General features: G+C 62.5%; 25 protein-coding genes. 13 read left to right on the plus strand and 12 right to left on the minus strand.

Going from position 1 to position 20748, the window contains the following annotated elements:
• Nucleotides 1-3 precede the first annotated feature (3 nt).
• Nucleotides 4-885: a DUF5602 domain-containing protein gene (locus F7R90_RS18495; protein WP_158059050.1), complete on the plus strand. Its 882-nt coding sequence runs from the start codon at nt 4-6 to the stop codon at nt 883-885.
• Here the strand turns inward: F7R90_RS18495 and F7R90_RS18500 are convergent.
• From F7R90_RS18500 to F7R90_RS18510, 3 genes are read right to left on the minus strand one after another with little or no spacing between them, the layout of a single operon-like run.
• Nucleotides 840-1613: a class I SAM-dependent methyltransferase gene (locus tag F7R90_RS18500; protein ID WP_158059051.1), complete on the minus strand. Its 774-nt coding sequence runs from the start codon at nt 1611-1613 to the stop codon at nt 840-842. The two genes, F7R90_RS18495 and F7R90_RS18500, sit on opposite strands and share 46 nt — an antisense overlap.
• Nucleotides 1614-1672: 59 nt before the next feature.
• Complete coding sequence (locus F7R90_RS18505) at nt 1673-2044, minus strand: cupin domain-containing protein (RefSeq protein WP_158059052.1); 372 nt, start codon at nt 2042-2044, stop codon at nt 1673-1675.
• Nucleotides 2045-2093: 49 nt separating this feature from the next.
• Complete coding sequence (locus F7R90_RS18510) at nt 2094-2495, minus strand: DUF5518 domain-containing protein (RefSeq protein WP_158059053.1); 402 nt, start codon at nt 2493-2495, stop codon at nt 2094-2096.
• Nucleotides 2496-2742: 247 nt separating this feature from the next.
• On the opposite strand from F7R90_RS18510, the gene F7R90_RS18515 reads away from it, so the two are divergent.
• Complete coding sequence (locus F7R90_RS18515; RefSeq protein ID WP_158059054.1) at nt 2743-3135, plus strand: DUF7575 domain-containing protein; 393 nt, start codon at nt 2743-2745, stop codon at nt 3133-3135.
• Nucleotides 3136-3144: 9 nt separating this feature from the next.
• Here F7R90_RS18515 and F7R90_RS18520 read toward each other — a convergent pair whose 3' ends face one another.
• Both F7R90_RS18520 and F7R90_RS18525 read right to left on the minus strand, forming a co-directional pair.
• Nucleotides 3145-3741 (minus strand): HD domain-containing protein, encoded by a 597-nt coding sequence (locus F7R90_RS18520; protein ID WP_158059055.1) that lies wholly within the window; start codon nt 3739-3741, stop codon nt 3145-3147.
• A 76-nt stretch (nt 3742-3817) separates the two neighbouring features.
• Nucleotides 3818-4507 carry a hypothetical protein gene (locus F7R90_RS18525; protein WP_158059056.1) on the minus strand — a complete coding sequence of 230 codons (690 nt, stop codon included), beginning with the start codon at nt 4505-4507 and terminating at the stop codon, nt 3818-3820.
• 102 nt (nt 4508-4609) lie between these two features.
• Here F7R90_RS18525 and F7R90_RS18530 point away from each other — a divergent pair, with 102 nt between their 5' ends.
• Complete coding sequence (locus tag F7R90_RS18530) at nt 4610-5866, plus strand: sulfite oxidase (protein WP_158059057.1); 1257 nt, start codon at nt 4610-4612, stop codon at nt 5864-5866.
• Between the two features lie 6 nt (nt 5867-5872).
• On the opposite strand, the gene F7R90_RS18535 is transcribed toward F7R90_RS18530, so the two are convergent.
• On the minus strand, nt 5873-6595 hold the full coding sequence (locus tag F7R90_RS18535) for an EthD domain-containing protein (protein WP_158059448.1): 723 nt from the start codon (nt 6593-6595) through the stop codon (nt 5873-5875).
• Between the two features lie 126 nt (nt 6596-6721).
• Here F7R90_RS18535 and F7R90_RS18540 point away from each other — a divergent pair, with 126 nt between their 5' ends.
• Entirely contained in the window at nt 6722-7060 is a 339-nt protein-coding gene (locus tag F7R90_RS18540; RefSeq protein WP_158059058.1) for a hypothetical protein, read from the plus strand.
• A 61-nt stretch (nt 7061-7121) separates the two neighbouring features.
• Complete coding sequence (locus F7R90_RS18545) at nt 7122-8396, plus strand: M24 family metallopeptidase (RefSeq protein WP_158059059.1); 1275 nt, start codon at nt 7122-7124, stop codon at nt 8394-8396.
• Between the two features lie 457 nt (nt 8397-8853).
• On the opposite strand, the gene F7R90_RS22750 is transcribed toward F7R90_RS18545, so the two are convergent.
• The 3 genes from F7R90_RS22750 to F7R90_RS22370 form a co-directional block, all read right to left on the minus strand.
• Nucleotides 8854-8988, minus strand: coding sequence for a hypothetical protein (locus F7R90_RS22750; protein ID WP_267905120.1), 135 nt, complete (start codon nt 8986-8988; stop codon nt 8854-8856).
• 66 nt (nt 8989-9054) lie between these two features.
• Nucleotides 9055-9912, minus strand: a complete 858-nt coding sequence (locus tag F7R90_RS18550; protein ID WP_158059060.1) for a universal stress protein — start codon at nt 9910-9912, stop codon at nt 9055-9057.
• 47 nt (nt 9913-9959) lie between these two features.
• Entirely contained in the window at nt 9960-10115 is a 156-nt protein-coding gene (locus F7R90_RS22370; RefSeq protein ID WP_192498493.1) for a hypothetical protein, read from the minus strand.
• A gap of 92 nt (nt 10116-10207) precedes the next feature.
• Between F7R90_RS22370 and F7R90_RS18555 the strand changes: the two genes are divergently transcribed.
• The 6 genes from F7R90_RS18555 (at nt 10208) to F7R90_RS18580 (ending at nt 16493) form a co-directional block, all read left to right on the plus strand.
• Nucleotides 10208-11212, plus strand: coding sequence for an LLM class flavin-dependent oxidoreductase (locus F7R90_RS18555; protein WP_158059061.1), 1005 nt, complete (start codon nt 10208-10210; stop codon nt 11210-11212).
• Between the two features lie 121 nt (nt 11213-11333).
• A complete protein-coding gene (locus F7R90_RS18560) occupies nt 11334-12614 on the plus strand; it encodes an ABC transporter substrate-binding protein (RefSeq protein ID WP_158059062.1) in 1281 nt (426 codons plus the stop codon).
• Between the two features lie 2 nt (nt 12615-12616).
• Nucleotides 12617-14614, plus strand: coding sequence for an ABC transporter permease (locus F7R90_RS18565; RefSeq protein ID WP_158059063.1), 1998 nt, complete (start codon nt 12617-12619; stop codon nt 14612-14614).
• Nucleotides 14614-15435, plus strand: coding sequence for an ABC transporter ATP-binding protein (locus F7R90_RS18570; protein WP_158059064.1), 822 nt, complete (start codon nt 14614-14616; stop codon nt 15433-15435). Before F7R90_RS18565 ends, F7R90_RS18570 begins: the two co-directional genes overlap by 1 nt.
• A complete protein-coding gene (locus F7R90_RS18575; protein WP_158059065.1) occupies nt 15432-16196 on the plus strand; it encodes an ABC transporter ATP-binding protein in 765 nt (254 codons plus the stop codon). The genes F7R90_RS18570 and F7R90_RS18575 overlap by 4 nt, the downstream gene beginning before the upstream one ends.
• A gap of 87 nt (nt 16197-16283) precedes the next feature.
• The gene (locus F7R90_RS18580; protein ID WP_158059066.1) at nt 16284-16493 is read left to right on the plus strand and encodes a hypothetical protein; all 210 of its coding nucleotides are present in this window, start codon (nt 16284-16286) and stop codon (nt 16491-16493) included.
• Nucleotides 16494-16752: 259 nt separating this feature from the next.
• Here the strand turns inward: F7R90_RS18580 and F7R90_RS22375 are convergent, their stop codons facing one another.
• Both F7R90_RS22375 and F7R90_RS18585 read right to left on the minus strand, forming a co-directional pair.
• A complete protein-coding gene (locus F7R90_RS22375; RefSeq protein ID WP_192498494.1) occupies nt 16753-16911 on the minus strand; it encodes a hypothetical protein in 159 nt (52 codons plus the stop codon).
• Between the two features lie 38 nt (nt 16912-16949).
• Nucleotides 16950-17363: an EamA family transporter gene (locus F7R90_RS18585; RefSeq protein WP_158059067.1), complete on the minus strand. Its 414-nt coding sequence runs from the start codon at nt 17361-17363 to the stop codon at nt 16950-16952.
• A 141-nt stretch (nt 17364-17504) separates the two neighbouring features.
• Between F7R90_RS18585 and F7R90_RS18590 the strand changes: the two genes are divergently transcribed.
• Complete coding sequence (locus tag F7R90_RS18590; RefSeq protein WP_158059068.1) at nt 17505-18920, plus strand: PGF-CTERM sorting domain-containing protein; 1416 nt, start codon at nt 17505-17507, stop codon at nt 18918-18920.
• An 82-nt stretch (nt 18921-19002) separates the two neighbouring features.
• Here F7R90_RS18590 and F7R90_RS18595 read toward each other — a convergent pair whose 3' ends face one another.
• Nucleotides 19003-19434 carry a helix-turn-helix domain-containing protein gene (locus tag F7R90_RS18595; protein WP_158059069.1) on the minus strand — a complete coding sequence of 144 codons (432 nt, stop codon included), beginning with the start codon at nt 19432-19434 and terminating at the stop codon, nt 19003-19005.
• A 165-nt stretch (nt 19435-19599) separates the two neighbouring features.
• Between F7R90_RS18595 and dgoD the strand changes: the two genes are divergently transcribed.
• Nucleotides 19600-20748: a galactonate dehydratase gene (dgoD, locus tag F7R90_RS18600; RefSeq protein WP_158059070.1), complete on the plus strand. Its 1149-nt coding sequence runs from the start codon at nt 19600-19602 to the stop codon at nt 20746-20748.

A 20748-nucleotide genomic window follows, 5' to 3' on the forward strand; every position in this document is an offset into this window, starting at 1 on the left:
AGAATGACACGACCAGTCACGAAGAGCGGGGAGACTCGGCGCTACGACAGACGAACTGCACTCAAGACGATTGGCACGGGACTGTTTGCAACGGGGCTGTCGGGAACGGCGCTCGCACAGGATGGATTTCCGCCCACTGCTCGCACCGACTGGGGTAAGCCCCAGCGACTCGGGGCGGGGACCGCAGCAACGTTTCTGACGACGGGCGACGAGGGGCGAGCACGCTACCTCGGTATCTGGTTCACCGCCGAGGCGCTCGAAGCACTTCCAGAAGATGCCGACGAAGCGCCGAGTCACATTACGACACTGCCGCTTCCAGCGGTGGCGAGTTCGACTCCGTTCGAGTGGGTCGCGGTCGATTGGAACCCAGAGGGCCACATCCCCGAAGCGGTCTACGACGTGCCACACTTCGACTTCCACTTCTACTTTGCCGACCAGGAGACTGTCGAGCAACGAGTCCCGCCGGGCGAGTGCGACGCCGACGGTGACGGAACGGTCGATTTCGACGTTCCCTGTGCGGTGCAGGAGACGGGAACGAAACCGCTACCGCAAGCACAGAAACCACCGGGGTACGTCTCGACCCAAGAGACGGTGCCCGTCATGGGCGACCACTGGGTGGACCCGAACGCGCCAGAGTTCACTGGTGAACCGTTCACCTACACGTGGATTTGGGGGTCGTTCGACGGACAACTGTGGTTCATGGAACCGATGGTGTCTGCGGCGTTCCTTCGAGAACTCCGGGGGAAGGTGCAGGCGGACATCTCGATGCCAGCCGCGTTCCCAGAGGCAGGTCGCTATCCGACGCGGTACGTGGTTCGATACCTTCGAAATCAAGACGCCTACGCCGTGGTGTTGCGGAATTTCCGACAGTTCGACGCGTCGTAGACGGCGACGAAGGTCTCGGAACCGGCTTCCGGGTCAGTTCCGTCGTACCAGCCGAACACGTCCAGCGATAGCCCCAACACCTCACAGACACCCGACAGAAATTTCGGGTCGTGGTCGTAGAGTCTGTGCGTGTCCACGAAGAACTCGCCGCCCGGTGTGAAGACGAGCGAGTCCCACTGGAACTCCGACTCGCCGCGCTCGTGAACGTGGGTCAGACGGGCGTACGTTCCATCCTCGGACGGATAGCTGTGCAACCGTGGTCCCGAGTCTTCCACGTCCGTCGTCAGTTGGTCGAAGACCAGTAGGCCGCCGTCGGCAAGTGCGTCTGCCAGCGTCCGGAGACTCGGCGCAACGTCGTCGTGCGAGAGGTGGTTGAGGACGGTGAACGGCAACCAGACGAAGTCGTATTCTCCTTCGACTTCGAGGTCGGGAAGTTCCCCGACTCGAAACTCGGCGTCGGACTTCGTGCGAGCGTGTTCTACCATCGCGGGATACTTATCGACGCCAGTGACCTCGAACCCCGCCTCACTGAGGCGTTTACTGTGTTCGCCGGTGCCACAACCGACGACGAGGGCGCGCGGGTGGTCCGTCCCGCCGGTCTCTGTGGTTCCGGTGTCGGCGTACTCCTCGAACTTCGAGCGGACGAATTCGACTTCCGCGTCGTATTCCTTGGTCGCGTACAGTGCGTCGTACACGTCGGGACGGTCCGCGTAGAGTGCTTCGCTCATAGATTCGTCTTCGTGAAACGACACGAAAAAGGCGTCAATCAGGCAGATTCGTCTGCGGATTACTCGTCGTCCGCTCGAATCCCGTCGTCTTTCACGTTCGGCGCGCCGACGACCAACAGTGTCGAAGACTCGGTCGCTTCCAGTTGTCGCCACGTCTCTGGCGGCACGGCCAGAAAGTCGCCCTCGCTGATTTCGAAGGATTCCTCGTCGTCGTCCTGCCCGACAGCCACGACGAACTCGCCAGCGAGGACGTAGTGCAGTTCCTCCTGCTCGTCTTGGCGGTGCCAGTTGGTCGCCTCGCCCGTCTCGAACTCCCAGACGTTCGGGCGCATCTGCTGAGTCCGGAGTTCGTAGCCGACCGCTCTGAGGTCCGCTTCCGCGTCGTCGAGTTCGCGCGATTCAAGTTCAGAGAGTGTCGTCTTGGCGTACATCGCTGAGAGTACGAAGTGCGACGGCAAAAAGGGTACAGTACCTTCCAATCTACGCAATCGGTTCTTCGGTCGGTCTCGCCCGACGCCCTTTGATGGCACTCCCGATTGCACCGCCGATGGCACCGGGAATGGCGTAGAGGGCTACGATGATGAAGTAGACGAGCGCGAACCCGAGGCCGAAGATGCCCGCGAACAACGTCCCGAAGACGAGAAAGAGGATACCGAGGACGATTGCGCCGAGCGTCGTCGCCACTGCGCCGTTGAGCGCGCCGTTCCCGTAGTCGCCCCCGGCGACGTACCCCGCGGCGAGACCAGCGACGAGACCGGAGAGTCCTTGCCCGATTACCGGTAGGGTGTCGCTGGTGAACGGAATCGCCGCCCCGCCGAGCAGTCCGATGACGATGCTAGTCACGATTCCGACGGCCACCGCGCGCCAGTTGATGTTCGCCATAGTTCGACGGTAAACGAGCATCGGAATCGGTTTAGTTATTTTTCGCTTTCCAACGTCTTACGTCCGATTAAATCGGCAGTACGGTAGAAACCTCGTCGTAGTATTTCAAATCTGCACCGTGATAGTTGCTTCTTCCGAGTCGAACGGAACGAATTCGAGCGTGGCCGGGCGTCGCCTGAGACGAGAAATCAGGTCGTGCCGATACACAACGAAGCATTAATAGTCGGAAACTCGCAACTGGCCGTCGATGGAACTGAACCACGGTCGGCGGACGACTGCCGTCTTCCTGTCGATACTCTACCCCGGCCTCGGACACGCCTACGTCCGGTCGTGGCGACGGGCACTGTGCTGGTATCTCGGTGGATTCGGCCTCCTACTGGTCGCTTCTCCAGAGCTACTCGCGGCGGTGTTCGGAACTCAGGGCGTCGAGGCATTGCTCGAAGCGTCTCGACAGATTCCAGTCGAGACGCTCGTCGCCGTCGTCATCAGCGTTCGCGTCCTCGGGACTGCAGACGTGTGGCTACTGCTCACGCGGCGAGCGCGAAGCGACGGGAGAGCTCACTGCGAGTCGTGCGCGCGAGAGAGCGACCCGGATATCGACTTCTGTCCGTGGTGTCTCGACGCGGCCGAGGGGCAGTAATCGAAATTTCTACTGGGTCTGGCTGTACGTCTCGACCCACTCCTGTAGCGTGATGCCCATCGCGGATTGGGTGATGGCGTTCGAACTCGCGGAGTTCGCGCTCTTGACGAGTTCCGCTTCGAGCGTGCGCTTGGGCACCTCACCGAGGAAGTGCGGAATCGCCCGCTGGACGGCGAGCGGACAGCCGACTTCGTGTGCCAGCGCGTAGCCCGAGAGCGAGTGGGGAATTTCCTCGGTGGCGTAGGTCGGGTCCGGTTCGCGCAACGTCTCGTCGTCTACGTGGTCCACGTACTCGTAGCACTTGCCCACGTCGTGGAGCAGGCACGCGGCCCGAATCACGTCGAGGTCGGGGTCCGCGCCGTGGAACTCGCGCTGTTCCTCGGCGGACTTCACCGCGATGCGCGTGACCCCGCGAACGTGTTCGACGTTCGTGACCTCGTGGATGTTCCACGCGTAGGGGATGTCGAACACGTCTCGCCACCCGCCGCGTTCGAGGCCGAGGACCCACGCCTCGGTGACCTGCTCGCGGAGAGACTCGCTCTCGATGTCTGCGATTTCGGGGAAGGCATCGCGGACCTGCTCGTGGAAGTCGCTGTCGTCTGTCATCGGCCGAAACGTGGACTGCATCCGGGAATATAGTTTCGGGGTTCCGATGTCGGGTAGCGGTTCAGGGAGTCGCGCTTCAGGAGAGTCGCGTTTCAATCGCTATCACTCGTTCGCCGAAATCGCCGCCGACTTCGAAGCGGTACCGGCGGCCCTGCTCGACAGAGTTCGCCATTTGCTCGGTGGTCAGATACGTGCGTTGCCGCGGCCCGTCGTCGAGGACTCGGTGTGCGAGAACGAGACGATAGCGCGTCTCACCATCGGTTTGGGTCTTCTCCATTTTATCCACTCTCCCAGCCCGTCGTATTCGTCCGAAACTCTGAATCGAGGGCCGGTTCGTCACGCCGACTTGGAACCCCACATCGTCGCCGACCAGCACGCGGTTGAAGCTCTGGCGGCCGGTGTTGTAATCCACGAGGTCGCCGCTATCGACGCCGGTGAGGTGCGTCTCCGTTCGTTGGCGCAGTCGCACCTGATACTGGAGGTCGGCGTAGTCGCTCGCCAGTCGTTCGTGAACGGCAGACGGAACGGTGCGATTGGCGGAGTCTCGTTCGGCGAGCAACTGCTCGATTCTGGCGTCCTCGACGCGAACTCGCTTCGCGTTCGTCCACAGGAGCGGTCGGTACGATTCGCCGTCGCTGGCGAGAACGCGACGCGCTCGTATCGTCCCCTCGACCGGCGGGAGGGGATGAGCCGTTCCCCCGAGACAGCCAGCAGATGCGGTCAGCGTAGAGAGTCCACAGACTCCGAGAAACGACCGTCTGTCCATTGGAGCAATAGTCACAGAACAGCGACAAATCGTTTCTGGCTACCGGTCAGTCGGGACCGGTTCTGTGCGTGATTTTATCCCGTATCGTGTGGTACGTTATCTATGGCCACTGAACAGCCGCGAGAGAGTCGTCACGAGGAAATCGCCGCGATATGCGAGCGAAAAGCGGGCGGGGTGAGCGAGACGCGAGACGAGGCAGACAAGTACACCGTCGTCGGTGCCGCCCGGCGAGGCACCTACGCGAACTGGCTGACGCCAATCGAGGAACACTTCGTCTGCCACCGGAACGACATCCCGGACATCGACGCCGACGCGTGGGCGGTCTCACTCAGAGGCGACGTAGACGCAGACTCGAACACGGACCTCACGATGGCGGAAATCAGGGACGACTATCCGACGGTTGCAGTCGCACACACCATGGAGTGTGCGGGCAATGGCCGCGGTCAGCATCGGCCCGAAACGGGGAGCGTCCAGTGGGGCTACGAGGCCGCTGGCACCGCCTTCTGGACCGGCACGCCGGTCAGTTCGATTCTCCGTGAACAGGGTGTGAAGTCGCCCGCGGGGAAGTGGCTCACCGCTATCGGCGGAGACCCCTCGGACGGCGACGACGTGTTCGCGCGGTCGATTCCGCTCTCGAAGGCGCTCGACGACTGCATTTTGGCGTACGAGATGAACGGCGAACCGCTTCCTGAAGAGCATGGTTTTCCGGTTCGCCTCATCGTCCCCGGTTGGTACGGCGTGAACAACGTCAAGTGGGTCGAGGAGTTGCGAGTCACGGACTCGATGGTCACCGAAGGGTCGCTGGACAGACCGGGCGAACACGCCTACTGGCAACAGGTCTCCTACCGACTCCACCCCGAAGGTGTCGAACCCGACGCGTTGGAAACCATCGACACGTTCGACACCTGGGAGCAACTCGAAGGCGCGGTCGAACACCCATACACGTTCGACGTGAACGTGATGTCGCTCGTCGGCGCGCCCGACGGCGAATCGCCCGTGACGCCGAAATCGGACGGCACGGTCGAAGTTCGCGGCGTCGCGTGGGCGGGTGACGACGCTGTCGAGAAGATAGAAATTTCGGCCGACGGCGGCGAGAGTTGGGCCAACGGGGAACTGTTCGGTCCCGAATATACCGGTGCGTGGCGACTGTTCCGGTACGACTGGGAACCAGACGTGGGAACTCACAGGTTGCTATCGCGGGCAACCGACGAACTGGGAAGGCGACAGCCAGCGAGCATTTCGGAACCGGAAGCGTGGCGCGAGGCACTCCCCAACGACGAGTTCCCGTGGAACGAGGGCGGGTTCGCGGCGAACGCCTACGAACCGAACGGTGTGGAAGTCGAAGTAGAGAAGAACTAACCGCGACTACTCGGTCGTCTCGTCTTTCTGTACGGTCTCCTGTCCGATGAAGCGCGGTCGCTTGTCGATGGCGAGGAAGTTGTCCACGTCTTCGCGCGCTTCTTTCGCCTTGCCCTTCGCGGGGTCGTAGTCGCGGCTTCCCTCGCTCCCGAGCGCGTCGTAGAGTTTGTCCAAGTCCTCGAAGTAGAGTTCCGCGATGCCGTCGAACTCGGCGTTCTCGGGGTCTGTTGGGAGTACCGTCGCGTAGCGGACCACGCCGTCGATTTCGCGGGCGATGGGCGTGTGATTGTTCTGCCAGTACTCGACGAACTCCTCGTGGGTCATGTCGTCCTGCCGAACGAGGAACGCCGAGTGCTTGTAGAGGCCGTCGGTGTCGCCGTCTACCTCGTCCTTTTGGATGATTTCCTCGCCGATGAATCGGGGTCGTCGCTCGATGTCGAGGAAGTTGTTCACGTCTTCGCGGGCTTCCTTCGCCTTGCCCTTCGCGGGGTCGTAGTCGCGGCTTCCCTCGCTCCCGAGCGCGTCGTGGAGCGCGTCGAGGTCGTCGAAGTAGAGTTCCGCGAGCCCGTCGAACTCGGCGTTCTCGGAGTCCGTCGGGAGGACGGTCTGGTAGCGCGTGACGCCCTCGATTTCCCGCGCGATTGGCGTGTGGTTGTTCTGCCAGTAGTCTACGAACTCCTCGTGTGTCATGTCGTCCTGCCGGACGAGAAGGGCGACGTGCTTGTACATGGTACTTATTGCGTCGAGCGGTACGTTCATAAAAGGCCCGGAGGGCGTTCGAACTCGAATGTCTGTGCCGGTTCCAAACTGCGCTCTGCCCAAAACTTATGCTGTCACCCTTAGAAAACGAACACGATGTCCTCCACGTACGGCAGGCGGTCCAGACCGCTCGGCGTCACCATCATCTGTCTCGTCGGGTTCTTGAGCGCGTTCTTTAGCTTGTTCAAACTGCTCGGAGTGATGGGAACCGGCGGTCCCGCCGCCGTCTTCGGACTCGTCGGTCTGGTGCTGCTGGTCGGGAAAGTAATCGTCCTGTTCGGCCTCTGGACGCTCCAGAAGTGGGGCTACACGTGGTCCGTACTACTCTACTCGCTGAGCGCACTGCTGAATTTAGTGACGTTCAGCGTCTTCGGCCTCGTAATCGACGTCCTCCTCGTCGTCTACCTGATGAGCAAAGCCGACCACTTCCGGTAGTCCCCAACGCTGCGGCCGACTTTCACCTACTTTGATAATCGACCTCCGAGTACCAACTGGCATGGGATTCTATCAGCGCGACTTCATGGAAGGCACCCGTGGCACGATGGGCGTCGATTGGGAGGAACGCATCGACTTCCAGCGGATGCGGGAGGAACGCAAAGAGCGCGCACTCGAACGCATGCAGGACGCCGGACTCGGCAGCATGCTCCTCATCAACGACCCGAACGTCCGGTACGTGACCGGGTTGGCGATGACCGGCGGGAGCGGTGCGGACCACTACACGCTTCTCACCGAAGACGGCGACGTGGTCCACTGGGACACGGCCGACCACGCGAGCAACCAGCGGTTCAACTGCCCGTGGCTGGACGACATTCGGTACGCTTGCCCCGGTCTCGGCAACGTTCCACGCGCCTCTGGTCGGGACTCAGCACGCAGTTGGCTCAAAGGCAAGATGGCCGATTTGGTCGTCGAAGCGATGGAAGAGTACGGCGTCCACAAAGAACCGATGGGCATCGACGTAGGCAGTCAGGGCCTCATCTCGAAGTTCGAAGACCGTGGCGTGGACGTTCGCACCAGCGAGTGCGCGCAGGTCATGGAGGACGCCCGGAAGGTCAAGACCCGCGACGAAATCGAGTGTCTCCGCATGGTCGCCGCGCTCTGTGAGGCAGGGTTCCAGCGCATCACCGAGACGGCCAAGCCCGGCATGCGCGAATCGGAGGTTTGGGGCGAGGCCACGCAGGAACTGTGGCGACTCGGCGCGATGGTGCAGGGTGGCTACGTCACCTCCGGCCCGAACACGTGGCCGAAGCATCAGGCGAACACGACCGACCGCGTGATGCGGCCGGGCGACATCGTCTACGCCGACTTCTACAACATCGGCTTCATGGGCTATCGCTCGTGTTACTACCGAACGTTCTCCTTGGGCGAACCGACCCAAGCACAGAAAGAGGCCTACGAACTGGCCCGTGACGACCTCTACGACGTGCTGGAACGAATCGAACCGGGAGCCACGACGGACGAAATCTGCAAAGGCTTCCCGGACGAGGAGGGCGAGCACATGGACTGGTACGGCGCGGAGGACTTCTGGGAGATGACGACCAACCACTGGGCGCACGGTTTGGGTCTTCAACTGTACGAGGTCCCCATGATTTGGCGCGGCATCTCGCCGGACCACCCCATCGAAATCGAGGAAGGCATGACGATGGCCGTCGAGACGATGCGCCCCGCCGACAATCAGGGCGTCCGCGTCGAGGAGATGGTCGTCGTTCGCGAGAACGGCGTCGAAATTCTGAGCCAGTGGCCCGTCGAGGAAATCACGACTATCGAACACTGAGCGGTTCGCTCGCTGAAATTTCGTTTGGGGAGGTTTCGAGAGATGAATTACGACCTGTGACGCGCTCGTCTGTGTTTTCGTAATGGCGCGCGAAGTCCGCCCAGCGGGTGGACCGCGCGAAGTCTTGGCGAACGGATGTGAGCCAAGGCTCGAAAGACGAGTAGAGCGAAGTCTTTCGGTGGATGAGCAATGAGCTTGGAAGACGCGACTCGTCGCGTCTTCCGGAATCGAGTCGCGCAGTCGGGTGGGAGGGATGTGGCTTATGCGGTGCTGTGCGGTGCGGTCTCTCATAGGCACCGGAAGTAGCTAGCTTCGAGTTGTCTACAGAGTTAGACCAGACTTACACGGATTTTTCAAAAAGAGACTAGCTACCTCCACCTGAAACACTCGAACCGGTGGAAACAGTCGAAGCTACCGAACCGCGCGAAGCGTCAGACGATAGATAGAGGGGACCCACTCATCCGATCCACATCGCTAGCAAGAACAGCATCGCGACCATCCCGACCAGTATCAAAGCTGGCTTCAAGACGTTCAAAATCGTGTCGTCCGGCTCTTCCGGGCCGGAACTGCTGGTGCTGGCAGGACGTTCCATACAGGCCATTTTCTATCAAACGGTAAAAGTTTCGTGGCCACGGACCAGAAGTACAGCAAACCGCCACTACCGAACCGTCACGACCGGAACTGGCGAGGAGCGAAGCAACTTCTGAGTGACGCTTCCGACGAGAATCCGGTCTACGTCGCGCTTCCCTGTGGCTCCCATCACGACGAGGTCTGCGCCTTCGTCTTCGACGTAATCGAGGAGTTCTTTGGCTGGCTTCCCGCGCTCGACTCGTTCGACGACCGATTCGAGGCCAGCGTCTCTCGCAGTTTCGGCGCTCTCGGAGACCGCGGTCTCTGCCGTCTCTCGAATTTGTTCGTCCGAGACTGCCGAGCGAACGTCGATACCCAGCGAGGAGGTGTCGGCGACCGAGACGACGTGGAGCGTCCCGTCGAGTTCCCTCGTGAGGGACGCCGCAAAGTTCGTCGCTCGCTCGGCAGATTTGCTTCCGTCGGTCGCCATCACGACGTTCTCGTACGGGAACGCCGGACGGTCCTCGCCCATGCGGACGGTGAGCACCGGCACCGACGAGAGACGGACGACCTTCTCGGTCACGCTTCCGAGGAGGTACCGGGAGAGACCGCTCCGCCCCCGTGTCGGCATCACCACGAGGTCGATGCCACGCGACTCGGCGTACTCCGCAATCGTCGGAGCGGGGTCGCCCTGCACGACGACGGTCTCGTACTCGACTCCCGCGTCCGAGAGGTCAGACGCTACCGCGTCGGTGACGTTCTCGCCTTCGCGTTCGAGGGCGTCCACCACTTCCGTACCGACGACAGTCACGCTGTCCCGGGTCGTGTCTGCGACGTTCAGCACGTGAATTTTCGCGTCGAACTGTCGCGCGATGTCTGCGGCGTGTTCGACGGCGGCGTCCGCGCCGTCGCTCCCGTCTACCGGTACCAGAATTTCGTCGTACATGATTCAATAGCGACAGTAGAACCGCCATCGACAATAGAGTTTCCCGGCTATCCGAGGAAGTACAGCAACAGGAAGAACACGACGAGCATCCCCAGCAGTACCAACGCGGGCTTGAACGTCTCGAAGATGGAATCGTCCGGCCCATCGAGGTCGGAGTCGTCTGTCGAAACCTGTGGCCCGCCGACACCTCCTGAGTCTACCATAGCCGAACACTCTCGCCGACGAGGAAAGGTTTTGTGGCACAGCCAACATCTTCCTTATAAAGCATTAAGACGGCCCCGACCCTCTTCCCGCTATGAAACTCGGGACGGGACTGTTCACCTGCCAGCGGCGGCCGGACGACGACCGCACCACGAGCGAGATTTACGACGAGATGCTCACGCTCGGTCGGGCCATCGACCAGTCGGGCCTCGACAGCGCGTGGGTGTCCGAACACCACTTCGCCGACGACGGCTACCTCTCGGCGACGATGCCCACACTCGGCGCGCTGGCCACCGAAACTGAGAACGTGGAGTTGGGCACGTGCATCGCGCTCGCGCCGCTGTACGACTCGGTTCGACTGGCGGAGGACGCCGCGACGGTGGACGCGCTCGCCGACGGGCGACTCACGATGGGTCTCGCAATCGGGTCGAACCCCGAGGAGTTCGAACAGTTCGGCGTCCCGCGCGAGGAGCGCGTCGAGCGCATGACCGACGCCACGGAAGTGCTTCGCGCCTCGTGGTCGGACGGCCCGCTGGACTACGACGCCGAGTTCCACGACGTGTCGCCCGACGCGAACGTGACTCCGAAACCCGACGACTCGATTCCCATCATGTACGGCGGCGCGGCCAAGCCCGCGGTCCGCAGAGCGGCCCGCGTCGCCGACGCGTGGTGTGCGCCGTCCTCGATTTCAATCGAAGGCGTCCGCAAGCGCAAGGAGGACATCGAGAGAGTCCGGGAGAAAGAGGACATCGACGGCGACTTCGAAGTCTATCTGCTTCAGCACGGCTTTATCGGGGATTCCAAAGAAGACGCGTGGGAGCAGATGAAAGACGGCTACCTCTACATCCAGCGTCGCTACGCCGAGATTTTCTCCGGCGAGGAAGTCGAGGAGTTGCCCGACGAGCGCAAGCAGGAACTCAAAGAGCAGGCCATCTTCGGCACACCCGAACAGGTCGTCGAACAGTTGGAGGAGTACCGTGAGGCACTCGGCGACGACGTTCACTTCATCTTCCGCACGTACCACCCCGGCATCGGCACCGACCGGATGGTCGAGTGCGTCGAACGACTCGGTTCGGAAGTCGCACCGCACTTTCGGTAAGAGACAAACGTTTACTCGTTTGCTCGTTATTTTGTTGGTTCGAGCGTCGAGCTGGCTACTTTATCCGAGGACGGTCCGAAACTACATAATGATTTATTATATATGCTTCCGCCTTACCAGTATGGGACGAGTGAACAACCCACAAAATGATGGCGTGTTGTCAGCGGAGCAGTCCAACGACGGACGGTCTTCGCGTCGGACGTTTCTCAGACTGACGGGAGTTGCTGGCGCGGGTGCGCTCGCAGGCTGTACCGGGAGCGTCGGCAACCTCGGAAATCAGGGCGTCGGGACGGTCAGATACGGGGTACTCAGTCCGATGACCGGACCGTACGGGGGACTCGCGCAGGGCCAGCGAGCAGGGGCACGATTGGCTGTCGAACACGTCAACAATAGCGACCAGTACGACTTCGAAATCGAGGCGTTCTACGACGACACCGAAGCGACTCCGGCGACCGGTCGCCGAAAAGCCCAGAAGGTCGTAGACCAGAACGACGTGTCGTATCTCATGGGCGCGATTTCGAGTTCGACCGCGCTGGCGCTCAACGACTTCGCCGAGAGCGAGGAGATAATCTACAATCCGGGCGCGGCCGCTGTCGCCATCACGGGCGAGCAGTGCAACGAGTACGTCTTCCGCGCGGAGACGAGCGCCGCTCAAATCGCCGAAGCGATGGCTCCGTGGACGGTCCAGAACGTCGGCACGAAGACGTGGTTCCACATCGCCGACTACGCCTACGGCAACTCCGTCTTGGAAGAGTGGCGCTCTCGCATGTCGGCGACGAGCGACCAGTTCGAAGAGGTCGGCGTCTCCCGGTCGCAGTTGGGCGCGACGAACTTCGGGTCGTTCATCAGCCAAATCAGCAACTCAGACGCGGAACTCGTCGTCCTCGGCATGACCGGCGGCGACCTCATCAACTTCGTCAAACAGGCCGCGAATCAGGGGCTGAAAGAGGACGTCGCGCTCGTCGGGCCAACGATGACGTTCTCCGTCGTGCTGAACGCGCTCGGCGGCGTGGCGGCCGGAACCTACGGCGGCGTGCGCTACCTGCCGAAACTCGAAACGGGTGACAATCAGGAGTTCGTCAGCGCGTATCAGGACGCCAACGACGGCCCGCCGGACAACTTCGCTCGGGTCGCCTACGACTCGATTCGGATGACTGCACAGGGCATTCAGGAGGCCGGAACGAACGACCCAGAGGAAGTCAAAGACACCCTCGCAGGGTTAGAGGTGGACAGCCTCTTCGGCCCGAACCAGTTCCGCGAGTGCGACCACCAAGCCATGAATCCAGTCTGGGCGGGCGAGAACGTCGCCGCGAACGGCGACTCGGTGAACGTCGAACTGCGCACGAAGATCGAAGGCCCGGACGCCATCCCACCGTGCAACGAGACCGGGTGTAGCCTCTGATAATGGTCACGCTACCGGGGGTCGCGGAGCAACTGCTGAACGGTCTCACCATCGGGATGGTGTACGTCCTGATAGCCGCCGGGTTGTCGGTCATCTTCGGCGTGATGGACGTCATCAACTTCGCGCACGGGGAACTGTTCGCGCTCGGCGCGTACTTCGCGTTCGCGCTGGCCGCGCCGCTCGGCGGCGCGGGGTTCTGGGTCGCCCTCGTGGTCGCACCCCTGCTGGTCGCCGTCGTTGGGGTCGCACTCGAACGACTCACGCTCCGACCACTGTACGACCGGAATCCGCTGTATCACATCCTCCTGACGTTCGGGCTGGTGTTGATACTGAACGACGTCATCACGGGTATCTGGGGCAAGCAGGCCAAGCCGTTCGGCCCACCGGCGATTCTCGACGGACCGGTGACGATTCTGGGCGTCACGAACTCGCTCTACAGCTACTTCATCATCGCCTTCGGCGCGCTCCTCGCGCTCGCCACGTGGTGGGCGCTCAACGAGACCAGATTCGGCCTCGTCGTTCGCGCCGGGTCGCAGGACCGCGAGATGGTCCGGAACCTCGGTATCGACATCGACCGCTACTACACACTCGTCTTCGGCGCGGGCGCGGCGCTCGCCGCCGCCGCTGGCGTCGTCTTGGGAGCGTATCAGAACGTCAATCCCGGAATGGGCAACTCCGTAATCATCCCGGCGTTCGTCATCGTCGTCTTGGGAGGTTTGGGAAGCTTCCGCGGCGCAGTCGTCGGCGGACTGTTCGTCGGCGTCGTCCAGACGCTCGCCCGGACGTACACCCCGTTTCTGGAGGGTCTCGTCGTCTTCGCGCTGATGATTGCCGTGTTGCTCGTCAAACCCGAGGGGTTGTTCGGCAGTTCGGTCGCCGGGGCGGACGAATCAGAGGCCGAACTGCTCGCCGGTCGAAACCGAGGTGTGCTGACGGGCAGACAGCGGTTCAGACTCGGTGCAGTCGTCGTCGGATTGCTCGCAATCGTCCCCTTCGGCGTGGAGGTGCTGTACTCGGAGTACGCGCTGACGCTACTGACGGAAGTCCTCATCTGGGCGCTGTTCGCTCTCAGCCTCGACTTCGTGCTGGGCTACGCGGGTCTCGTCTCGCTCGGTCACGCGCTGTTCTACGGCACCGGCGCGTACGCCGCAGTGCTGACGCTCCTGCACGTCAACTCCTCGGCGTTCGTCGCGCTGGGGGCCGCCGTCGTGGTCTGTGCGGCCATCGCGTGGGTCATCGGCTACCTCTCGATTCGCGTCTCGGGGGTGTACTTCGCCATGATTACGCTGGCGTTCGCCCAATTGTTCTACAACGCCGTCGTCAAGTTCGACTGGACCGGCGGCAGTGACGGCCTCTTCGGTGCCGACGTACTCTACGGCATCGGCAGTTTCAGCATGGAACTGGACGACATCGCCGAGATGGTGCCGTTCTTCACCGAGGACGCGCTGTTCTACTACTTCCTGCTGGCGACCGTGGTGAGTTCGTACCTTCTAGCGAGGAGAATGATGCGGGCACCGTTCGGGAGCGTCCTCCAGTCGATTCGCGAGAGCGAGCGCCGCGCGGAGTTCGTCGGCTACGACGTGACCGCGTACAAGCGACGAGCCTTCGTCGTCAGCGGTGCGCTCGCCGGACTTGCTGGCGGCCTGTTCGCCATCGACAACGGCTACGCGGCCCGGTCACTGCTCAATTGGCTGAACTCCGGGGAGGTCATCGTGATGACCGTTCTCGGCGGCATGGGCACGCTGTACGGCCCGATGGTCGGCGCGGGCGTCTTCATCGGGTTCGAGGACGTGCTGTCGTCGTACACCGACCACTGGCAACTGGTGCTCGGCGTCATCTTCGTCGTCTTCGTCATCGCACTCCCGCGAGGACTCGTCTCGCTTCCAGAGAAAGCACTGGACGTGACCAGCGACTTGGGAGGCGGGAGACGGCCCGACGAGGCCGGGCGGCCCGAAGAGTCCGACCCACTTGGCGAAACTGACCGGGAGGTGAACGAGTGATGGCCGGAAGCGAAACAGCGTCAGCAGACGAGTCGAGCGACTACCACTCGACGACCGACCCAGTCTTGCGAACCGAGAACCTGACGAAGCGGTTCGGCAGTTTCACCGCAGTAGACGAAGTGAACCTCACGATTCCGGACGGCGAGTTCCGGAGCGTCATCGGCCCCAACGGAGCAGGCAAGACGACACTGTTCAACTGCATCACGGGCGCGCTCACCCCCTCAGAAGGACGGGTGTTCCTCCGAGAGTCGGACGTGACGAGACTCCCACCACACGAGCGCGTCCATCGCGGGATGGGCCGGTCGTTCCAGATTAGCACCGTCTTCGGCGGCCTGTCGGTGCGCGAGAACGTGCGACTGGCCGCCCAATCAGTGGCCGAAGAGCGCGGCGGGATTTCGGCCCCGCAGAAGTTGTTCAGGCCGACTGGTCGTTTTTCGGCCATCAACGAGCGAACCGACGACGTGCTGTCCGAAATCGGTCTCGCAGAGCGTGCCGAAGAGTCGGCGCGGAATCTGGCTCACGGCGACCGCAGGCGATTAGAGTTGGGCCTCGTGCTGGCGACCGACCCCGAACTCGTGTTGCTGGACGAACCGACCGCCGGGATGGGCAGCGAGGAGACCCAGCGGACGATTCGACTCATCGAAGACGTACTCGCCGACCGGACGCTGTTGCTCATCGAACACGACATCGACCTCGTGATGAACCTCTCCGACGAGATTACGGTGCTGAACCGCGGGCAAGTGCTGGCAACTGGTTCGCCCGAGCGAATTGCGAGTGACGAAGCAGTTCAGCAGGCGTACCTGGGAGGTGTGCGAGAATGAGCGGAGAGCGAGCGAATGAGAATCGATTGGACGCCGGGGCCTGCGAGGACCCACTTCTCGACGTGTCCGGCGTTTTCGCAGGCTACGGCGGCACGGAAGTTCTCCACGGCGTCTCGCTCTGTGTCCAACCGGGCGAAATCGTCTCGCTGGTCGGGCGCAACGGCGCGGGCAAGACGACGACGCTCCGCTCCATCGTGGGTAACGTCACGCCGACTGCGGGGACGGTCACGTTCCACAGCGAGGACGTGACCCACCTCCCGGCCGAGGAGACGGTACGACGGAACGTCGCGTTCGTGCCGGAAGAACGACGAGTGTTTCCCGGACTCACAGTCGAAGAGAACCTGCAAGTAGGCCATCTCGGCGGCGGCGACACGGCGACTCGGCGAGACCCCGAGGAGGTGCTGTCGGAGTTCGAGAACCTGAACGACTACCGCGACAGGAAGGGCGCGGCGTTGTCCGGCGGCGAACAGCAGATGCTCGCCATCGCCCGCGCGCTGGTCGGTGGCGCTGACTTGCTGTTGCTCGACGAACCCACAGAGGGACTCGCGCCCTACGTCGTCCGGCAAGTCGAGGAGCTAGTTGCGGACCTGAACGACGACGGCACGGCCGTCTTGCTGGTCGAGCAGAACGTCAACGTCGCGCTCGAACTGGCCGACCGCCACTACGTCTTGGACCGCGGGGAAATCGTCTACCACGGCACGAGCGAGCAGTTACAGGACAACGAAGAGGTGCTGGACCGCCATCTCGGCGTCTCGATGTGAGCGGCTTCCGGGTGTCGTGAGCGGTTCCCTACGCAGAACTCCGTCTTCGTTCCCTACGCTTATCACGGCGTGGGTCGTTTTCCGGGTATGGCTTCCACGTGGCGACAACTGCTCCCGCAGTTTCTCATCATGCTGCTGTTGTACTTCGTCGGCGTCTTCGCGCTCGAAGCGATCGGAGTAAACGGCTTCCTCCCACGAATCGGAGTTGCACTGATAGTCGCGTTCGGGTATCCGTCGCTGTTACGGCGGATGGGTCGCGCGCCGCCAGCGTGGGACCGAGGAACGCGAGAGGAGTAGAATCGTACTTCTCTTGAAACGGTGGGCGCGACTTCGCGCACCGAGAAATCAGTGAAGGTGCGCGATTCTGGCATCCGTCACGGCGCGGCGCGGTCTCATTTGTATCGGGAGTAGCTAGCCTCTTCACTTGACTCACCACTTTATCACTCCACTCAGCACTTCTTCGCTCCACCCACCACCTCACTCCACTCACTGTTACCACGTCTAGTTCTGCTGTCTCCCATCCGCTACCAAACACTCCCATCCCTGAAACTCCGATTCACTCCGGTTCGATAGCCACCAGATGCTCGTGGGAGACGTAGCCCATCTCTTCGCCCTCGGCGTCGAACAGCAGGACGCCGTACTCCAGTTCTTCGAAGCCCTCGCAACTGATGTGTCTCGGTTCGGTGTCCCATTCGACGGTGTAGACGACTTTCATCGGCCGCGGTACGACGACCAAATTCTAAAAACTGACCCTCAACTCGACAACAACAACACCGCGCCCACCGCCAGCACGATACCCGCCACGTCCTTCAGGTCCACTGTCTCGCCGAGGAACACCACGCCAATCGCCGCGGCGACCACGAAGTACAGCGCCGTGACCGTCGTCACAACAGACGACCGGCCGCTTTCGAGCGCGCTGTAGTAGCTCACCGCGCCGATACCGGAGAAGAGGCCGCCCGCGACAGCGTAACCGACCCCAGCACCTGAAAGGTTCGGCGTGGTTCCTTGCGCCAAAATGTAGCCCACTGCGACTGTGATTCCGGCGACGTAGGAGAGCACCATCGCCACCTCTGGGGCGAGCGTCCGCGTGGCGAACTCCGCGAACACCGCCCAGAGGCCCCACGTCACCATGCCAACTACCGCAAACAACAGTGCCGTCCGAGCCATGCGCGAGCATTGGCAGGTACCGAGAAAGGGATTCGGATACCGGTTCCACTGTCCGCAGGCACCGCCTACGACTGCGCAGGACTCGCCTGCACTCGGGCAGTCGGCGTATAACAAACTCCGTCGCACACGCCACTGGCGCGCATGAGAGCGTTTCTGCTGGCTGTGTTGGTCGTCGGTGCGAGCCTCGTCGGTGCGGTTCCGGCGAGTGCGAATTCCGTGGACGACCGCGCACCATCCGAATTCGACCGCGCAACTTCCGAGTTCGACCGCACACCGCCCGAGTTACCCGAGCAGTGGCGACACACCTACGGCGGCGAGGGCAACGACATGTTCTCCGACCTCGTGCGAACCGACGACGGCGGCTACCTCGTCGTCGGGTGGAAGGGTGGCGACGACCTCGACGGTTGGGTCGTCAAGGTTGATGGCGCGGGCGAGAAGCAGTGGGAGAAGACCTTCGGCACGGACGGAACCGACCGCTTCTGGGGCGTGGCCACGACCGACGAGGGGTACCTGCTGGCGGGCCGAACCGACACGGAGAACGGTCCGAACGGCTGGATTCTCGAACTCGACGCGGAGGGCGAAGTCCAGCGCGAACGAACGCCCGACACGGGCGCGTTCTACGCCGTCGAGCGCGACGACACGAACTTCCTGCTCGCAGGCTGGACCCGCGGCGACAGCGGCGTCGAGGGCTGGGCGACGAAACTCGACGCGAACGGGACAGAACTGTGGAGCAACGCCTACCCGGCACCTGACGGTTACAAGAAATCCTACCTCCGCGCGGTCGTTCCCACCGACGACGGCTACTACCTCGCCGGAAAAATCGAGGGCGACAGCGACGACATGGTGGCGATGAAAATCGATGCCGACGGAACCCAGCAGTGGAGCGCGACCGCTGGAGGCGCCGAGCGCGACGACGTGTGGGCGGCCGCACCGGCCGACACAGGGTTCGTCGTAGCTGGCGAAACCGAATCCGGAAGCGACGGCCCGCGAGACGGGTGGCTCGTGAAGTTCAGCGCAGACGGCGACAAAGAGTGGGAGCAGACGCCGGGCGGGAGTGGCGTCGATTGGCTCGACTCGGCGATGCAGACCGACGACGGGTTCGTCTTCACCGGCAGTTCGACCACCGGCACCATCGGCGGCGCGGACGGCTACGTGCTGGCGACAGACGCCGACGGCGAGACCCGCTGGGAGTCGTACTACGGTACGGACTCGTGGGACAAGCCGTGGCCACACATCCGCGGTCACGACGGCGGCTACGTCCTCGCAGGCGCGAGTTCCGGCGACGGCGCGGCGGGCAAAGACGGGTGGATTCTACAGATTGGCGAGGGTGGAGACGCAGCGACGAGTGACGAGACGACGGAATCGACGACAGTCGAGTCGGAGACGACGAGAGACGGTGTGAACGACAGCGCGTCCGACACCACCGAGAACGACGCGCTCGCCGCGGACACCGAGACGGCGGCGGAAGAAGGGTCGGCGGCCAGCGAAGTTCCTGGATTTGGCGTGGTTACGGCACTGCTCGCGCTCCTCGCGGCGGCGTTGCTCGCTCGTCGGTAGCCGACAGCAATAATTATCTAGAAAAATATACTACTCGAAACAAACCAGTTCCCCGATAGTTAGTTTGTCTGGTGAGTGACGATCAGTTCCGGAGCGTTACGCCCTCGTTCCGGAGCAGTCGGCGAACGTGGCCGACCGAGTAGGAGACGCCGAACTCGCGCTCGATGTGCTGTTGGACGAGTTCGGGCGTCCAGGCCGACTTGTCGTAGCCGTAGGATTCCGGCGTTTGCTCGACTGCAGTGAAAAGCGACTGGCGGTCCGGACCGGCGAGTTCCGAGGGACGGCCGGGCCGGTCGTCGTCTGCGACTGCCGCGTTCAGCGGTTTCTCCGCGAGGCGGTCCAACCAGTAGTAGAGCGTCGATTTCGGGATGTCGTACCGCTCGGCGAGTTCCGAGACCGGGACGCCATCCTTGTACGCGATTGCGATCATCAACCGCTTGGTCTCCTTCGCTCCTTCGACGCTGTCGAGTTTCTCTCGGAGCGTCGCGCCCGAGACGCCTTCGAGCTTATCCATGAGTGTGAATTTTCACATCCTTGTTTATAACTGTATTCGTTCACGTTTAGGCGAATCCCGCTCGACGACCCCGCTGGCGGCACCGTTCGCGCCGCCGGTCGCACAGTCGGCAACGTCTCGGGGGTTCCCCCGTCGTTTATGGACTCCGGGCCGTAGCCTGCCACGATGGAGATTACCGACTACGAACTGTTCGAACTGCCGCCCCGATGGCTCTTCCTCCGCGTCGAGACCAGCGACGGACTGGTCGGGTGGGGCGAACCCGTCGTGGAAGGACGCGCCCACACGGTCAGGGCGGCCGTCGAGGAACTGATGGACGGCTACCTGCTCGGCGAGGACCCGCTCCGCATCGAGGACCACTGGCAGACGATGTACCGCGGCGGATTTTATCGCGGCGGACCAGTACTCATGTCGGCCATCGCAGGCATCGACCAAGCCCTCTGGGACATCAAGGGCAAACACTTCGGCGCGCCGGTCTACGAACTGCTCGGCGGGAAGGCCCGCGACAGAGTGAGAGTGTACCAGTGGGTCGGGGGCGACAGACCCGCAGACGTCGGCGAGGCGGCGAAAGAGAAAGTAGACGCTGGGTTCACCGCGCTGAAGATGAACGCCACGCCGGAACTCCGTCGCATCGACTCACCCGCCGCGATTGCAGAGGCGGAGAATCGACTCGCAGAGGTACGTGAGGCAGTCGGCGACGAAGTTGACATCGGCGTCGATTTCCACGGCCGAGTGGCGAAGTCGATGGCGAAGAAACTCGCGGCCGCGTTGGAACCGTACGACCCCATGTTCGTCGAGGAACCGGTGCTTCCGGAACACAACGACGCACTGCCGGAAATCGCGAATCACACGACGACGCCAATCGCCACGGGCGAACGGATGTACTCTCGCTGGGACTTCAAGGAAGTGTTCGAGTCGGGTGCCGTGGACGTGATTCAACCCGACCTGAGCCACGCGGGCGGGATTTCGGAAGTCAAGAAAATCGCCTCGATGGCGGAAGCCTACGACGTTGCGCTCGCGCCCCACTGTCCGCTCGGGCCTATCGCGCTGGCCTCCTGCGTGCAGGTGGACGCTTGCACGCCGAACGCACTGATTCAGGAGCAGAGCCTCGACATTCACTACAACGAGACGAGCGACGTGCTAGACTATCTGTCCGACCCCTCGGTGTTCGAGTACGAAGAGGGATACGTCGCGCTCCCCGAAGAACCGGGCCTCGGCATCGAGATAGACGAGACAGTCGTCCGGGAGCGCGCTGGCGACGTGGACTGGCACAACCCCGTCTGGCGACACGACGACGGGAGCGTCGCGGAGTGGTGA

It is taken from the genome of Halorussus halophilus (assembly GCF_008831545.1).
GTDB classification, from domain to species: Archaea; Halobacteriota; Halobacteria; order Halobacteriales; family Haladaptataceae; genus Halorussus; species Halorussus halophilus.

Excerpts from the sequence above, each read along its gene's own strand:
- F7R90_RS18570 (WP_158059064.1), top strand. The coding sequence starts at position 14,614 with ATGGCCGGAAGCGAAACAGCGTCAGCAGACGAGTCGAGCGACTACCAC.
- F7R90_RS18505 (WP_158059052.1), bottom strand. The coding sequence starts at position 2,044 with ATGTACGCCAAGACGACACTCTCTGAACTTGAATCGCGCGAACTCGAC.
- F7R90_RS18510 (WP_158059053.1), bottom strand. The coding sequence starts at position 2,495 with ATGGCGAACATCAACTGGCGCGCGGTGGCCGTCGGAATCGTGACTAGC.
- F7R90_RS22750 (WP_267905120.1), bottom strand. The coding sequence starts at position 8,988 with ATGGAACGTCCTGCCAGCACCAGCAGTTCCGGCCCGGAAGAGCCGGAC.
- F7R90_RS22370 (WP_192498493.1), bottom strand. The coding sequence starts at position 10,115 with ATGGTAGACTCAGGAGGTGTCGGCGGGCCACAGGTTTCGACAGACGAC.
- F7R90_RS18515 (WP_158059054.1), top strand. The coding sequence starts at position 2,743 with ATGGAACTGAACCACGGTCGGCGGACGACTGCCGTCTTCCTGTCGATA.
- F7R90_RS18550 (WP_158059060.1), bottom strand. The coding sequence starts at position 9,912 with ATGTACGACGAAATTCTGGTACCGGTAGACGGGAGCGACGGCGCGGAC.
- F7R90_RS18560 (WP_158059062.1), top strand. The coding sequence starts at position 11,334 with ATGGGACGAGTGAACAACCCACAAAATGATGGCGTGTTGTCAGCGGAG.
- F7R90_RS18595 (WP_158059069.1), bottom strand. The coding sequence starts at position 19,434 with ATGGATAAGCTCGAAGGCGTCTCGGGCGCGACGCTCCGAGAGAAACTC.
- F7R90_RS18500 (WP_158059051.1), bottom strand. The coding sequence starts at position 1,613 with ATGAGCGAAGCACTCTACGCGGACCGTCCCGACGTGTACGACGCACTG.
- F7R90_RS18590 (WP_158059068.1), top strand. The coding sequence starts at position 17,505 with ATGAGAGCGTTTCTGCTGGCTGTGTTGGTCGTCGGTGCGAGCCTCGTC.
- dgoD (WP_158059070.1), top strand. The coding sequence starts at position 19,600 with ATGGAGATTACCGACTACGAACTGTTCGAACTGCCGCCCCGATGGCTC.
- F7R90_RS18540 (WP_158059058.1), top strand. The coding sequence starts at position 6,722 with ATGTCCTCCACGTACGGCAGGCGGTCCAGACCGCTCGGCGTCACCATC.
- F7R90_RS18555 (WP_158059061.1), top strand. The coding sequence starts at position 10,208 with ATGAAACTCGGGACGGGACTGTTCACCTGCCAGCGGCGGCCGGACGAC.
- F7R90_RS22375 (WP_192498494.1), bottom strand. The coding sequence starts at position 16,911 with ATGAAAGTCGTCTACACCGTCGAATGGGACACCGAACCGAGACACATC.
- F7R90_RS18580 (WP_158059066.1), top strand. The coding sequence starts at position 16,284 with ATGGCTTCCACGTGGCGACAACTGCTCCCGCAGTTTCTCATCATGCTG.
- F7R90_RS18535 (WP_158059448.1), bottom strand. The coding sequence starts at position 6,595 with ATGTACAAGCACGTCGCCCTTCTCGTCCGGCAGGACGACATGACACAC.
- F7R90_RS18545 (WP_158059059.1), top strand. The coding sequence starts at position 7,122 with ATGGGATTCTATCAGCGCGACTTCATGGAAGGCACCCGTGGCACGATG.
- F7R90_RS18530 (WP_158059057.1), top strand. The coding sequence starts at position 4,610 with ATGGCCACTGAACAGCCGCGAGAGAGTCGTCACGAGGAAATCGCCGCG.
- F7R90_RS18575 (WP_158059065.1), top strand. The coding sequence starts at position 15,432 with ATGAGCGGAGAGCGAGCGAATGAGAATCGATTGGACGCCGGGGCCTGC.
- F7R90_RS18495 (WP_158059050.1), top strand. The coding sequence starts at position 4 with ATGACACGACCAGTCACGAAGAGCGGGGAGACTCGGCGCTACGACAGA.
- F7R90_RS18525 (WP_158059056.1), bottom strand. The coding sequence starts at position 4,507 with ATGGACAGACGGTCGTTTCTCGGAGTCTGTGGACTCTCTACGCTGACC.
- F7R90_RS18565 (WP_158059063.1), top strand. The coding sequence starts at position 12,617 with ATGGTCACGCTACCGGGGGTCGCGGAGCAACTGCTGAACGGTCTCACC.
- F7R90_RS18585 (WP_158059067.1), bottom strand. The coding sequence starts at position 17,363 with ATGGCTCGGACGGCACTGTTGTTTGCGGTAGTTGGCATGGTGACGTGG.
- F7R90_RS18520 (WP_158059055.1), bottom strand. The coding sequence starts at position 3,741 with ATGACAGACGACAGCGACTTCCACGAGCAGGTCCGCGATGCCTTCCCC.